A 13,153-nucleotide genomic window follows, 5' to 3' on the forward strand; every position below is an offset into this window, starting at 1 on the left:
CCCCGCCCGACTTGAGAGGATGACCCCATGAGCTCCGAGGAGACCGCCCCCGTCCGCGTGGCCCTGGTGGACGACCAGGCGCTGATCCGCTCCGGGCTGGCCATGCTCGTGGACTCGCAGCCGGACCTGACGGTCGTGGCGGAGGCGGGCAGCGGGCGCGAGGCGGTGGCCTCGGTGTCGGTGGCGGGTGCCGACGTCGTGCTGATGGACGTGCGCATGCCGGAGATGGACGGCATCGAGGCCACCCGCGCGCTGCTGCGCCGGCCGGATGCCCCGCGCGTCGTGGTGCTGACCACCTTCGACCTGGACGAGTACGCGTTCGACGCGATCGAGGCGGGCGCCAGCGGCTTCCTGCTCAAGGACGCCCCGCCCGAGGAGCTGCTCGCCGCGATCCGCACCGTCCACCGGGGCGACGCCGTGATCGCCCCGTCCACGACGCGCCGGCTCCTGACACACATGGCCCCGCGCCTGCGCTCGGACCAGGTCCGCAGCGCGGAGTGCGAGGAGCAGCAGGCGGCGGTGGCGTCGCTGACCCCGCGCGAGCGCGAGGTGCTGGTGCTCATGGCGCAGGGCGCCGCGAATCTGGAGATCGCCGCCGAGCTCGTGCTCTCCGAGGCCACGGTGAAGACGCACGTCGGCCGGGTGCTGGCGAAGCTCGGCGCCCGCGACCGCGTGCAGGCCGTGCTCATCGCCCACCGCGCGGGCCTCGTGCAGTTCTGACCTGCCGTTCCGGAACGCCCCCGCTCCAGCCCCTGCCCCACCCCTGCCCCACCCCTCGTCGAGGCCCGCAGACACGCCGCTACGCCGACGTCGTAGCGGCGTGTCTGCGGGCCTCGACGGTCGGCCTGGGCGGCGGGGCCCCTCCCTGAGTCTCCCCCCAGGCACCTGCCAGCACAATCACAGGTCATACCTGGGTATGAGTCGGGCGCCCCGAGGTTCATCCTCATGGCCCTGCCGGTGCGCCCACCCGCTCCCCGATGCTGGACGCAGGCCCCGCAGCGGGTCCGCCGCCGGGGTGCACGCGCCGACGGCCGCCCCGGCCCGACGCGCACTGGAGGAGAGGCACCATGACCGGCAGCATCCTGGACCACCCCATCCCGACGACGTCCCGCGCCTCCGACCCAGCCGCCGAACAGGCGCAGCGGGACAGCGAATGCGTGGCCTTCTTCGTCGCGCTGGTGACGGCCGCCGTCGTGATGCTGGGCCTGAGCCTGTTCACGGGGGTCGAGGGGCTGCTCCGCCTGGCGCTCACCGCGGGCGCCGGCCTGCTCGCCGGCGCCGTCGCGTGGGCCACCGCCCGCCCCGCCCTGGAGGACGACGCCTCCAGCGACTGACCGTGCCGCGCCCTCAGGGCCGCAGGCCGCGCAGGTACGTGCCCAGCAGCCAGGTTTGCTGGTCCGGGCCGTGGCCCGGCAGCGCGCACTCCGGCGACCGGGTGACCATGAGCAGGCCGAACAGGTAGTCCGCCCCGGTCACGTCCGGGCCCACGAGCCCGGCCCGCCGTGCCTCGGCCACCACCTGGTCCGCGAGCTCGAGGATCACACGCTCGGCCTCGGCGATGAGGGCCTCCGGCGGCCGGTCGGCGGGGTCGAAGTCGTCCCGGGCCGCCGCGAGCGAGGCCAGGTTCACGGCCCCCAGGTCCTCGGCGAGCCGCCGCCACCGCGCCTCGGCCCCGCCGCCGTGCTCGGCCCCGCCCGCCCCGTCGAGGAAGGCCTGCAGGATCCCCCCGGTGCGGGCCACGACGTCCTCGAGCACGGCGTCCAACAGATCCCGACGCGTGGGGAAGTGCCGGTACAGCGTGCCCACGCCGACCCCGGCCTCCTGCGCCACCCCACGCAGGGACATCGCCGCCCCCTGGGTGGCGATGAGACGGCCGGCGGCCGCCAGCAGGTCCTGGCGGTTGGCGCGGGCGTCGGCTCTCATGTCCCCATCATCCCACTCCGCCCCGCACCGCCCGGCGGCGGGGGCCTGACGCCCTCGGGTCCACGCCCCGGCGGCCCGCCTCATCCCCGGGCATGACCCGCCGCCCGCGGAGGTGGTCCCCTCCTCCGATCCGCCCCGCCGGGTCCGCGCGGGAGAGTGGCCGCCATGGACACCCCACCCACCTCGCACCCCGCCTCCCCCACGACCCCCGGCCCCGTCACGCCGGGGCCGGGCACGCCGTCGTCGTCCGCCACCACGACGACGGCGCCCGCCGTCTGCGCCCGCGGCCTCACCCGCGCCTACGGGCGCGGTGACGCGCAGGTGCACGCCCTGCGCGGGGTGGACGTGGACTTCGCCTCGGGCGCGTTCGCCGCGATCATGGGGCCCTCGGGCTCGGGCAAGTCGACGCTCATGCACTGCCTGGCCGGGCTGGACGCGCCGACCTCGGGCTCCGTGCGGATCGGCGGCACCGAGATCACCGGGCTGGACGACACCGCCCTGACCCGCCTGCGCCGCGACCGCGTGGGCTTCGTGTTCCAGGCCTTCAACCTCGTGCCCACGCTCACGGCCGAGCAGAACATCGTGCTGCCGCTCGAGCTGGCCGGCCGTGCCCCGGACCGCGCGTGGCTGGACGAGATCACCCGCACCCTGGGCCTCGCGGACCGGCTGGGCCACCGCCCGCACGAGCTCTCGGGCGGTCAGCAGCAGCGCGTCGCCGTCGCCCGCGCCCTGCTCACCCGACCGGACGTCGTGTTCGGGGACGAGCCCACCGGCAACCTGGACACCGCCACCTCCGCCGAGGTGCTCGGCCTGCTGCGCCGGTCCGCGCGGGAGATGGGCCAGACCGTCATCATGGTCACCCACGACCCCGTGGCCGCCTCCGCCGCCGACCGCGTCGTGCTGCTCGCGGACGGCCGGCTGGCCGGCGAGCTCGTGGACCCCACGGTCGAGTCCGTCACCGCGGCCCTGACCGCCCTGTCCGCCCCGGCCGAGGGCGGGGTGCGCTGACCGTGTGGACCGTCGCCCTCTCCCAGCTGCGCACCCAGCCGCGCCGCTATGTCTCCCTGGTGCTGGCCATCCTGATCGGCACCCTGTTCCTCGCGGCCTCCTTCCTCGTCTCCTCGACGGCGCAGGCCACCCTGCGCGCCACGCTCGGCAGCACCTACGCCGGCGCCGACCTCGTGGTCCTGCCGGGCGGGTCCGAGGACGTGTCCGACCTCGCCGGCACCTCTCCGCCGAGCCCGGCCCGCTGGCCCGCCTGGACGGCGTCGAGGAGGCGTACGCCCTGCGGATGGCGTGGGCGACGGCCCGCGCCGCGGACGCCGAGTTCGGTGCCACGGTGATGCCCCTGCCCCGCGACCCGGCCCTGGCGGGCCTGACCGTGACCGCCGGCGCCCTGCCCGCCGCCGACGACGCCCGCGGCGTCACCCTCGACGCGCAGACCGCGGACCGGCACGGGGTGGCCGTGGGCGACGTCGTCGCGCTGGCGGGCGAGTCCGGGCCGGCCTCGGCCACCACGCCGGTCGACGCGGTGGTCACGGGCCTGACCGAGCCCTCACCCGACCCGATGCTCTCCGGGCAGGCGCAGGTGTGGGCCTCGCCCGCGGCGCTGACCGCGGTGCAGGGCGAGGACGGGGAGGCCGGGTTCACCCCCCACCTGCTGCTGCGCCTGGCCGACGGGGCGGACGTCCCCGCCGTCGCCGAGGCCGCCCGCGCCGAGGCCACCGCGGCCGGGGTGGACGTCGACGTCGCGACCCCGGACGAGGCCGTGCGCTCCGCGGTGACGCAGCTGAGCGGCGGCACCGACCTGCTGGGCTGGGTGCTCGGCGGCTTCGCGGCGCTGGCCCTGCTGGTGACCGCGCTCGTCATCGCGAACACCTTCCAGGTGCTCGTGGCCCAGCGCACCCGTGACCTCGCGCTGCTGCGCACCGTCGGCTCGACGACGGCCCAGGTGCGGGCCTCCGTGCTGACCGAGGCCGCCGTCGTGGGCGTGGTGGGCTCCGTGCTGGGCGCCGGGCTCGCCGTGGCGATCGTGGCCGGCGTGGCCGCGGCCGCCCGCGCGATGCTGGACCTGCCGTTCCTCACGTTCGGGCTGCACCCGGCAGGGCTCGCCGTCTCGGTGGCCGTGGGCGTGGCGGTGACGGTCCTGGCCGCGCTGGCCCCCGCGGTGGCCGCGACGCGCGTCGCCCCGCTCGAGGCCCTGAGGCCCAAGGACGAGGTGACCGCCGCATCGCGCGGCGGCCGGGTCCGCACGGCGATCGGGCTGGTGCTGGCCGTCGGCGGCACCGCGCTCATGCTGGGGGGCGTGTCCGTCCGGGAGCCGGTCTCGGCGATCGGCGGCGGCGCGCTGTCCTTCGTGGGCGTGCTGCTGCTGGCGCGGCTGTTCGTGCCCGCCGCGGTGCGGGGGGCGGCGGTGCTGGCCCGTCCGGCGGGCGTCCCCGGTCGCCTGGCCGGGCTGAACGCGGTGCGCCATCGGTCCCGGACCGCCGCCACCGCCGCCGCCACCGCCGCGGCCCTGCTCGTGGGCACCACCCTCGTGGCGCTGTTCCTCACCGGCGGGCGCACCGCCCAGGAGCAGACGGCCCTCGCCCTGGACACCGCCTACCCGGTGGACCTCGTGGTGCAGCTGCCCGCCGACGCGGACCCGGCCCGCGCGGCCGAGGCCGTCGCCGCGACGGAGGACGTGCAGGCGGTGGCCCTGGCCACCCCGGTGGGCGCCACGGAGAACGGGTCCCCTGTGCTGGCGACGCCGGCCGCGGACCTGCGCGCCGTCGTCGCGCGCCTGCCCGAGGGCGTGACCGGCCTCGGCGACCCCGGCACGGCGCTCGTGCCCGACTGGGTCGACGCGGATCCGGTCCGCGCTGAGGTGGCGGGAACCGAGCGGACGTTCGTCCCGGTGCGCGCGGGCTCGCTGAGCTCCGGCGTGTACGTGGCGGCCGAGCCGCTGCGCGAGGCCGGGTGGGACGGGGCCGCGGACGCCGCCGTGCCGGGCCAGCTGCTCGTCGCGCTCGACCCCGGTGTCCCCGTCGACCGCCTGCAGGGCCTGAGCGAGGACGTGACCCGGGCCGCGGGCGCCGGGGCGGCCGTGATCGACGGCGGGGCCGGCGAGCGCGCGCTCTACGCCCGGATCATCGACGCGATGCTCGGGATCGTGGTGGCACTGCTGGCGGTGTCCGTGCTGATCGCGCTGATCGGCGTGGCGAACACGCTGAGCCTGTCCGTGATCGAGCGGACGCGCGAGAACGCGCTGCTGCGGGCCCTCGGTCTGACGCGAGGCGGACTGCGCGGGGCGATCGCGATCGAGGCCGTGCTGATCGCGGCCGTGGCCGCCGTGCTGGGCTGCGCCCTCGGGGTGTTCTACGGCTGGGCGGGGGCGCAGCTGGTCCTCGCCGACCTCTCCGCGACCGCGGGCGCCGGGACCGCGGTGCGCCCGGTCGTGCCGTGGCTCGAGCTCGGGCTGGTGGTGGCCGTGGCGGCGCTGGCCGGGCTGGCGGCGTCGCTGCTGCCCGCGCGTCGGGCGGCCCGGCTGAGCCCCGTGGCGGGACTGGCCGCGGTGTGAGCGGGCGGGGCGGTGCCGCTGGGAATCTTCTGCGGAACTGACCTTTCTGGGCGTCCGATCCCGCCTCAGAAGGGTCAGTTCCGCAGAAGATCCCGTCCCGGCGACGCGCCCGAGACCTCGTGACGGAGTCCCGGGCGCACCCTACGCTGAGCCGTATGAGCGAGAGCACCCACGCCACCCCGCCCGCCCCCGCCGGATCCCCCGCCTGGATCGACTACACCGCCCCCGACTTCGCCCGCCAGCGGGCCTTCTACGAGGCCCTTTTCGGTTGGACCTTCACCGACTCCGGCGAGGAGTTCGGCCACTACCGGATGATCACCAAGGACGGCGCCTCCGTGGGCGGCGCCATGGACGCCGACCAGCTCTCGCGGATGACCGGCGAGGACGCCCCGCCCGCCGCGTGGACCGTCTACCTGCGCACGCAGGACATGGACGCCACCCTCACCGCGGTGCGGGAGAACGGCGGCGCGGTGCTCGTGGACGCGATGCCCGTCGGCGACCTCGGCGTGATGGCCGTGGCCGAGGGCCCGGGCCACGAGGTCGTGGGCTTCTGGCAGTCCGGCACCTTCCCCGGCCACGATCTGCCGCTCACCCCCGGCACCTCCGTGTGGTTCGAGCTCATGACCACCCGCTTCGACGAGTCCGCCGAGTTCTATCGCGCCGTGGCCGGCTGGCAGCCCACCCTGATGGGGGACGACGACGCCCCGGAGGACACGCAGACCGCGGCCGACGCCGAGGACGCGGCCCACGACGGCCCCCGCTACGCGACGAACCACCCGTTCGACCGCGCGACCGCGGGCCTGTGCGACGCGCGGGCCTGGCTGCCGCCGAACGCCGTGGGGTACTGGCGCATGTACATCGCCGTGGCGGACACGGACCGCGCGCTCGAGGTGATCCGCGAGCACGGCGGCACGGTCCTGGACGGCCCCCAGGACTCCCCGTTCGGCCGCGTCACCACCGTGCAGGACCCCGCCGGGGCCACGTTCCAGATCAACGAGCCGCCGGCCGAGGGCTGACGGCCGCCGTCGTCGACCGACGACCGTCGACCGTCGACCGTCCGGAATCGTCTGCGGATCTGACCCTTCTGGGCGTCCGATCCCGCCTCGGAAGGGTCAGTTCCGCAGACGATTCGCCGGGGCCGAGCCGGGGACGCCCGCGGCCCTGCGGCCGTCGGAGCGGCGGTAGGCCATCGCGAGCACGGCCCCGGAGAGGTTGTGCCAGATCGAGAACACGGCGCCCGGCAGGGCCGCCGCCGGCGAGATGTACTGCGCCGCGAGGCCCGCGGCGAGGCCCGAGTTCTGCATGCCGACCTCGATCGAGACCGTGCGCGCCACGGGCGTGGGCAGCCGGAACAGCTTCGCCGCGCCGTAGCCGAGCAGGTAGCCGAGCCCGTTGTGCAGCACCACCGCGGCGAACACCAGCAGGCCCGCCGACAGCACGCGCGAGGCGCTGTTCCCGACGACGGCGGCCACCACCAGTGCGATGAACACCACCGAGACCCACGGCAGGGCGGGCAGCACGCGGTCGACGACGCGGCCCAGCAGCAGGCGCACGATGAGTCCGCCCAGGACCGGCAGGAGCACGATGTTCACGATGGACTTCGCCATGGCGCCGCCGTCGACGGCCATGTACTGGCCGGCCAGCCACAGGGTGAGCAGCGGCGTGAGCAACGGGGCCAGGAGCGTGGACACGGAGGTCATGGCCACGGAGAGGGCTGTGTCGGCGCGGGCGAGGTAGCTGACCACGTTCGAGGAGGTGCCGCCCGGGGCCGAGCCCACGAGGATCACGCCCGCCGCGAGCTCGGGCGGCAGCTGGAGCACGACGGCGACGCCGAGCCCCAGCAGCAGCATGATCGCGTACTGCGCCACCACGCCCAGCAGCACGGGCAGCGGCCGGCGGGCGACGAGGCCGAAGTCCGGAAGGGTCAGCGTCAGGCCCATGCCGAACATGATGATCCCGAGGAACAGGTTGACCTGGGGCAGCAGCGTCTTCGCGGCGGTCGGGGCGAGGAAGCCCACGAGCGCGGCGGCGAGCACCAGCAGCGGGAAGACGGTGACGGCGATGCGCGCGGAGCGGTCTTCCGCGCGGCGGGCGTCGGTGGGGGCGGGATCCGGTGCGGTCATCCCGTCATGGTAAGAGCGGGGCCGCGGTGCGTCGTCGCGTGACGCGGCGCCGTCGTCGGCCTTCCGGAATCTTCTGCGCCCCTGACCCTTCTGGACGTCCGCTCCCGCCCCAGAAGGGTCAGGTCCGCAGACGATCCTCCGCGCCACCGGCGTCGAGACCGCCACGCTCCGCGATCGCGGCCCGCACCAACGCCGCCGTCTCGACGAATCCCCGCCACCGGTCCGTCCCCGCCACCCGGATGTTGAGCCAGCCCTGACGCAGGAACACCGCGTCCCGGCGGGTGTCCTTGCCGACCTGCGCGGCGCCGTCGTGGGTCTTGCCCTCGTAGTGGATCGCGATCCGCCACCGCCGGTAGCCGAGGTCCGCGCTCGCGGGGTGCCAGAGCGAGTAGTCGGGGTCCCAGAGCTCGATCTGCAGGTCCGGCTCGGGCAGCCCCGCGGCCATCAGCGCCAGGCGCAGCTCGGTCTCGGCCGGGGAGTCGGAACCGGTGCGCACGAGCGCCAGCGCCTCCCGCGCCCGCACGATCCCGGCCTCGCCCGTGTGCCGCTCGAGCGCGGCACCGAGCTCGCGGCGGGTGGCCAGCGCGACCTTCCCCCGCCGCTCGTCCTCCCGTGCCAGCCGATCCCCCACCGCCACGAGCGCGTCCCGGTCCAGGACGGTGGCCAGATGGAACCAGGTGTCGGCGTGAGAGGTCCAGCGCAGTCCATGCAGCCGGTCCCGCCGCACGAGGACGCGGTCCAGGTCCACGAGCCGGGTGCGCACGCCGGGCTCCCGCAGCACCCGGCGGGTGCGGGACCGCAGGACGGTGGGGCGCACCCGGGCCTTCACGTCGTCCGGGAGGGGCCAGCCCAGCAGCCGGGCCACGGACTCTCCGGTCACCACGACGTCGGGACGCATCGCCGCCAGGTCCTGCAGCCGGGACAGCTCGGTGGCGAGGGGACGCGCGGGCGGCGTCGCCCCGGTGACGGGGCCGATCCAGCGGTAGTGGCCGTGCGTGACGCGTTCGACGTCCCGGCTGCGCAGCCGCGACCCCGACACCCCGGCGGCCAGCGCCTCCGCCCGCGTGAACGGAGCGTCCTGGAGGTGGGCGGGGAAGGGTCCGGGCACGCGCATGGCCCCGATCCTGCTCGCTCCCGACGCCGACGGGTCGGGTTGTCCACAGGCCGTGCGGCGGCGCCGGGCCGACGTCGTCGTGGGCGTCCTGCCGCTCGCGGGGAATCCGTTGCACATCTGACCCTTCTGAGCCGCCGCGCAGCGCTCGGAAGGGTCGGATCCGCAGAAGATTCCTGAATCACCCGCTGAGCCCGTACTCCTTCAGCATCTTCCGGGCCTCCTTGGTGCCGGCCCTCTGCAGCTCGAGCAGCTGCGCGTAGATCCCGCCGGACTCGGCCAGCTCGGCCGGGGTCCCGATCTCCTGCACCTGCCCGCCGCGCAGCGTGACGATCCGGTCCACGGACGCGATCGTGCTCAGCCGGTGCGCCACGATCAGGCTCGACCGCCCCACCATCAGGTCCTCGAGGGCCGCCTGCACGAGCCGTTCGGACTTCGTGTCCAGTGCGGAGGTGGCCTCGTCCAGCACGAGGATCGGCGCGTCCTTGAGCACGGCCCGCGCCACCGCGATCCGCTGCTTCTGCCCGCCGGACAGCCGCAGCCCGCGCTCGCCGATCACCTGTTCGTAGCCGTCGTCGAACGCCTCCACGAACCGGTGCGCGTACGCAGCCTCGGCGGCGGCCCGGACACGTTCGTCGGAGGCGCCGGGGTCCGCGTAGGCGATGTTCTCGCGCACCGTCCCGGAGAAGAGGCTCGGCTCCTGGAACACGGTGGCGATCCGCCCGCGCAGCGCGGCCGGGTCCAGCCCGGCGACGTCCTGTCCGAACACCTCGATGCGTCCGCTCGTCACCGGGTACAGACCCAGCAGCAGGTGCGCGATGGTCGACTTCCCGCCGCCCGACTCGCCCACGAGCGCCACCCTGGCACCCTGCGGGATGTCGAAGGACACGCGGTCCAGCACGGGGCGGGAGGCGTCGGCGTCGTAGGCGAAGGAGACCTCGTTGAAGCGCACGGCCGGCACGTCCGCGGGGATGTCCGGCGCACCCGGCACGACGTCGGCCCGCGGCTCCGCCGGCACGCGCGGTGCGTCCGCACCCACCACCGCGAGCGCCGCCCCGCCGGCCCGCTCGCGCTCCTCGGCGAGCACCTCGAAGTAGTCCTTCGACCCGGCGACGGCGCGCTGGGCGGAGTCCACGAGGAAGCTCATGGAGAAGATCGGCTGCCGGGCCATGTTCATCAGCTGCAGGAGGATCACCATGTCGCCCACGGAGAACAGGCCCTGCGCGGTGCGGACGAACACGATCAGGTACATCGCGCCGAAGGCCACGTTCAGGGCGAGCCGCCGCCCGGCGTCCATGCCGTGCCAGAACCGGGACTGCTGCCGGGTGATCCCCACGGTCCGCAGGAACCGGTCGCGGAACCCGGTGAGCTCGTGATCCTGCCGGTTGTAGGCCCGCACCACGGACATCTGGGAGACCACCTCGGCGAACCGCCCCGAGGCGATGTCCACCTCCGTGTTCTTCTCCCCCTCCCACACCTGCCACTTCGCGGAGGTCCGCGCGGTGAGCCACATGTACACGGGGAAGACGACGGCCAGCAGGATCGCCAGCGGCCACCAGTAGAACGCCGTGATCACGAGCACCGCGGCGGTGGTGATGAGCATGGTGAACGCGTTGTTGGCGAAGAACTGCAGGAATTGGGTGAGCTCGTTGATGGTGCGGTTCAACCGGTTGACGACCCGCCCGGTGATCGCGGTGTCGAAGTACCGCTGGGGCAGGTGCAGCAGCTGCTCGAAGTACCGCGTGGAGAGGATGGTGCGCATGCGCGCGGCCATCACGTCGCCCCAGTAGCCGCCGACGCTCACCACCAGGGTGGTCGCCACCTCGACGGCGAGGAACGCGACCGCCAGCCAGGTCACCGCGGTGACGGCCTCGGCCACACCGGTCTCCCCCGCGACGGCGGCGACGATCCGGTCCGTGGCCGCACCGATCAGGAACGGGGTGGCCAGGGCCAGCACCGCGGCCAGTACGGAGCTGACGGCGATGCCGAGGTAGAGGCGGTGGAGCTGGGGCGCGAAGCGCAGGATGCGGAGCAGCGACGTCACCGGGCCAGGCTAGTGGCCGGGGCGGACCTCTCGGTGGGCCGGTCGGCCCGCCAGGACATCAGAACGGGGGCGTGGCGGCGACGGCGGCGAGCACGGGGTGCAGCAGCGGGGCCACGCCGTGCCCGCCGGGTGCGGCCGGGGCGGCGGGGTCCATCCAGTGCAGCTCGACGATCTCGTCCGTCGGCTCGGGGACCTCGTGCCGGGCGACGGGCCGCCACAGCGCGAACACCTCCGAGTGCAGGGCGGCGCCGGGCTCGTTGGCGGCGGCGGTGTCCCACGCGCCGAGGCGGGTCAGCTCGTCCGGGCGCAGGCGCAGCCCGGTCTCCTCGGCCACCTCGCGGACGGCGGTGTCCACGGGGGCCTCGCCGGGCAGGTGCTTGCCGCCGGGGAACATGAACATGGCGGTGCCGGCCTTGCGGACGGTCAGCACGCGGCGGTCCGGGCGGGCCAGCACGACGGCGGAGACGCGGATGACCTCCCCGGCCGCGACGGTCGGCGTGCGGGCGGAGTCGGAGGGGGAAGGACTCATGCCCCCATCATCCTCCCCGGGCGGCTCAGAGGAGCGTGAGCCCCACCTTCACGGCGATTCCCAGCATGAGCACGCCCACCACGGCGTCCACGATCCGCCACGTCCGCGCCGAGTCCATGGACGGGGCGAGCTTCGTCCCGCCCCAGCCGAGCGCGGTGAACCAGACGAGCGAGGCCGCCACCGCGCCGCCCACGTACGCCCACTTCGCCGCCCCGAACGTCTGCGCGAAGGTGCCCATCATGACCACGGTGTCGAGGATGGCGTGCGGGTTCACCAGGGAGACGGACAGCGCCAGCAGGATGATCCGCGGCAGCGGCGTCTGCGGGCGGTCCAACGCCACGCGGCGCGGCTGCACGCGCTGCCGCACCGCCACCGACCCACCGCCCGAGGGGGTGCCGAAGCCGGGCGCGCCGTCGTCGTGACGGCCGACGCCGGCCCCGGCCGGCTCGCGATCGGCCAGGCGGCCGGTCGCCGGGTCGATCAGCGGCAGCTCGCCGGTGAGGACCGCGAGGTCGATGCGGTCAGGGCCGTGCCCGGTCCCCTCGACGTCCGCGGCCGCGGTGGTGAGGGTCCGGTCCCCGCGCCAGGCGGAGCGCAGCGCGCCCACGGCGAACGCGAGGAGGTAGACCACGCCGGCCACGGTCAGCGCGGGCACGAGCCACGGCCAGCGTTCGGCCACCACGCCCACGCCGCCGGCGCCGAGCACGAGCAGCGCCACATCGGCCACGAAGCACACGGTCAGGACGGTCCACACGCGGTCGCGTCGGACGATCTGGCGCAGCAGGAACAGGGTCTGCGCGCCGATGGCGACGATGAGGGCGAGGTAGGTCAGGAATCCGGTGGCGAAGATGGTCACCGAGCGAGGATAGGAGCCGTCCCACGTCCGTGCCATCGCGATCTTCTTCAAGATCTGAAGACATCCTTCATGACCACCCCTACCCTGGACCGCATGAACTCCGACCACCTGCGCGCCCTCGTCGCGGCCGTCGACCACGGCACCTTCGACGCCGCCGCGGACTCCCTGCGGATCTCCGGCTCGGCCTTCTCGCAGCGGATCAAGGCCCTCGAGCGGCAGGTGGGCCAGGTGCTCCTGGCCCGCACCGTCCCCGTCCGGCCGACCGCGGCCGGAGAGCGCCTGCTCCGTCTCGCCCGGCAGACCCTCGCACTCGAGGACGAGGCGCTCGCCGCGCTCGGCCGGGGCGACGGAGGCCGCGTGCCGCTGCGCGTGGCCCTCAACGCGGACTCCCTCGACACGTGGTGGGAGCCCGTGCTGCGCGAGGCGGCGACGTGGGACGACGTCGTCCTGCAGATGCAGTCCGAGGATCAGGAGCACACCGCCGTCCTGCTGCGGGACGGCGCGGTCGTGGCCGCCGTGACGGACGACCCCACGCCCGTGGCCGGGTGCAGCTCCACCCCGCTGGGCACGATGCGCTATCACGCGGTGTGCGCGTCCTTCCTGCTGGAGCTGCACCGCGACGCGCGGGGCCGGGTGGACTTCGGCTCGCTGCCGATCGTGGACTACGGCCCCCGCGACGGGCTGCAGCGCACGGTGCTGCGCCGCGTCACCCGGGGCCGCCCCGCGATCGTCCCGCCGACGCATCTGGTGCCCTCCGTGCACGCCTATCTGCGGGCGGTGGAGCTCGGGCTGGGCTGGGGCATGCTCCCTTCGGCGCAGATCCCGCCGGGCGTGCTCGAGGGCCGGCACCCCGACCTCGAGCCGATCCCGGCCCTCGGCGCGGCCGACGTGCACCTGCACTGGCAGCGCTGGACGGCCGGGACCGCGGCCCTGGACCGCCTCACGGACGCGGTGCTGCGCGCCGCGCCCTCGGCGGGGGACGCCGCGGACTGAGGAGCGCATTCGAGA

At 75.1% G+C, this 13,153-nt stretch carries 13 protein-coding genes; 7 read left to right on the top strand and 6 right to left on the bottom strand.

What is annotated here, in order from left to right:
• Window positions 1–27 precede the first annotated feature (27 nt).
• Entirely contained in the window at window positions 28–720 is a 693-nt protein-coding gene (locus tag MLUT_RS22400) for a response regulator (RefSeq protein WP_012751126.1), read from the top strand.
• Window positions 721–1,067: 347 nt separating this feature from the next.
• Window positions 1,068–1,334: a hypothetical protein gene (locus MLUT_RS22405; RefSeq protein ID WP_010079928.1), complete on the top strand. Its 267-nt coding sequence runs from the start codon at window positions 1,068–1,070 to the stop codon at window positions 1,332–1,334.
• A 13-nt stretch (window positions 1,335–1,347) separates the two neighbouring features.
• On the opposite strand, the gene MLUT_RS22410 is transcribed toward MLUT_RS22405, so the two are convergent.
• Window positions 1,348–1,923, bottom strand: a complete 576-nt coding sequence (locus tag MLUT_RS22410) for a TetR/AcrR family transcriptional regulator (protein WP_010079927.1) — start codon at window positions 1,921–1,923, stop codon at window positions 1,348–1,350.
• 165 nt (window positions 1,924–2,088) lie between these two features.
• Between MLUT_RS22410 and MLUT_RS22415 the strand changes: the two genes are divergently transcribed.
• The 4 genes from MLUT_RS22415 to MLUT_RS22425 all read left to right on the top strand — a co-directional run bounded on the left by MLUT_RS22415 (window position 2,089) and on the right by MLUT_RS22425 (window position 6,498).
• Complete coding sequence (locus MLUT_RS22415; protein ID WP_010079926.1) at window positions 2,089–2,931, top strand: ABC transporter ATP-binding protein; 843 nt, start codon at window positions 2,089–2,091, stop codon at window positions 2,929–2,931.
• A 2-nt stretch (window positions 2,932–2,933) separates the two neighbouring features.
• Window positions 2,934–3,266 carry a hypothetical protein gene (locus MLUT_RS23480; protein WP_012751127.1) on the top strand — a complete coding sequence of 111 codons (333 nt, stop codon included), beginning with the start codon at window positions 2,934–2,936 and terminating at the stop codon, window positions 3,264–3,266.
• On the top strand, window positions 3,215–5,482 hold the full coding sequence (locus tag MLUT_RS23380) for an FtsX-like permease family protein (RefSeq protein WP_111763550.1): 2,268 nt from the start codon (window positions 3,215–3,217) through the stop codon (window positions 5,480–5,482). Before MLUT_RS23480 ends, MLUT_RS23380 begins: the two co-directional genes overlap by 52 nt.
• A gap of 155 nt (window positions 5,483–5,637) precedes the next feature.
• On the top strand, window positions 5,638–6,498 hold the full coding sequence (locus MLUT_RS22425; RefSeq protein ID WP_010079923.1) for a VOC family protein: 861 nt from the start codon (window positions 5,638–5,640) through the stop codon (window positions 6,496–6,498).
• Between the two features lie 96 nt (window positions 6,499–6,594).
• On the opposite strand, the gene MLUT_RS22430 is transcribed toward MLUT_RS22425, so the two are convergent.
• The 5 genes from MLUT_RS22430 to MLUT_RS22450 form a co-directional block, all read right to left on the bottom strand.
• Entirely contained in the window at window positions 6,595–7,605 is a 1,011-nt protein-coding gene (locus MLUT_RS22430; protein ID WP_010079922.1) for a bile acid:sodium symporter family protein, read from the bottom strand.
• Between the two features lie 118 nt (window positions 7,606–7,723).
• Window positions 7,724–8,719 carry a putative endonuclease domain-containing protein gene (locus MLUT_RS22435; RefSeq protein WP_012751129.1) on the bottom strand — a complete coding sequence of 332 codons (996 nt, stop codon included), beginning with the start codon at window positions 8,717–8,719 and terminating at the stop codon, window positions 7,724–7,726.
• A gap of 178 nt (window positions 8,720–8,897) precedes the next feature.
• Window positions 8,898–10,760, bottom strand: a complete 1,863-nt coding sequence (locus tag MLUT_RS22440) for an ABC transporter ATP-binding protein (RefSeq protein WP_010079919.1) — start codon at window positions 10,758–10,760, stop codon at window positions 8,898–8,900.
• 58 nt (window positions 10,761–10,818) lie between these two features.
• A complete protein-coding gene (locus MLUT_RS22445; protein ID WP_010079918.1) occupies window positions 10,819–11,289 on the bottom strand; it encodes an NUDIX hydrolase in 471 nt (156 codons plus the stop codon).
• A 25-nt stretch (window positions 11,290–11,314) separates the two neighbouring features.
• Window positions 11,315–12,196 (bottom strand): LysE/ArgO family amino acid transporter, encoded by an 882-nt coding sequence (locus MLUT_RS22450; RefSeq protein ID WP_010079917.1) that lies wholly within the window; start codon window positions 12,194–12,196, stop codon window positions 11,315–11,317.
• Between the two features lie 18 nt (window positions 12,197–12,214).
• On the opposite strand from MLUT_RS22450, the gene MLUT_RS22455 reads away from it, so the two are divergent.
• On the top strand, window positions 12,215–13,138 hold the full coding sequence (locus MLUT_RS22455; RefSeq protein WP_012751130.1) for an ArgP/LysG family DNA-binding transcriptional regulator: 924 nt from the start codon (window positions 12,215–12,217) through the stop codon (window positions 13,136–13,138).
• Window positions 13,139–13,153: the final 15 nt, after the last annotated feature.

The sequence above is a fragment of the Micrococcus luteus NCTC 2665 genome (assembly GCF_000023205.1).
Lineage (GTDB): Bacteria > Actinomycetota > Actinomycetes > Actinomycetales > Micrococcaceae > Micrococcus > Micrococcus luteus.

Coding starts and splice junctions, on each gene's coding strand:
- MLUT_RS22400 (WP_012751126.1), top strand. CDS start 28: ATGAGCTCCGAGGAGACCGCCCCCGTCCGCGTGGCCCTGGTGGACGAC.
- MLUT_RS22405 (WP_010079928.1), top strand. CDS start 1,068: ATGACCGGCAGCATCCTGGACCACCCCATCCCGACGACGTCCCGCGCC.
- MLUT_RS22410 (WP_010079927.1), bottom strand. CDS start 1,923: ATGAGAGCCGACGCCCGCGCCAACCGCCAGGACCTGCTGGCGGCCGCC.
- MLUT_RS22415 (WP_010079926.1), top strand. CDS start 2,089: ATGGACACCCCACCCACCTCGCACCCCGCCTCCCCCACGACCCCCGGC.
- MLUT_RS23380 (WP_111763550.1), top strand. CDS start 3,215: ATGGCGTGGGCGACGGCCCGCGCCGCGGACGCCGAGTTCGGTGCCACG.
- MLUT_RS22425 (WP_010079923.1), top strand. CDS start 5,638: ATGAGCGAGAGCACCCACGCCACCCCGCCCGCCCCCGCCGGATCCCCC.
- MLUT_RS22430 (WP_010079922.1), bottom strand. CDS start 7,605: ATGACCGCACCGGATCCCGCCCCCACCGACGCCCGCCGCGCGGAAGAC.
- MLUT_RS22435 (WP_012751129.1), bottom strand. CDS start 8,719: ATGCGCGTGCCCGGACCCTTCCCCGCCCACCTCCAGGACGCTCCGTTC.
- MLUT_RS22445 (WP_010079918.1), bottom strand. CDS start 11,289: ATGAGTCCTTCCCCCTCCGACTCCGCCCGCACGCCGACCGTCGCGGCC.
- MLUT_RS22455 (WP_012751130.1), top strand. CDS start 12,215: ATGACCACCCCTACCCTGGACCGCATGAACTCCGACCACCTGCGCGCC.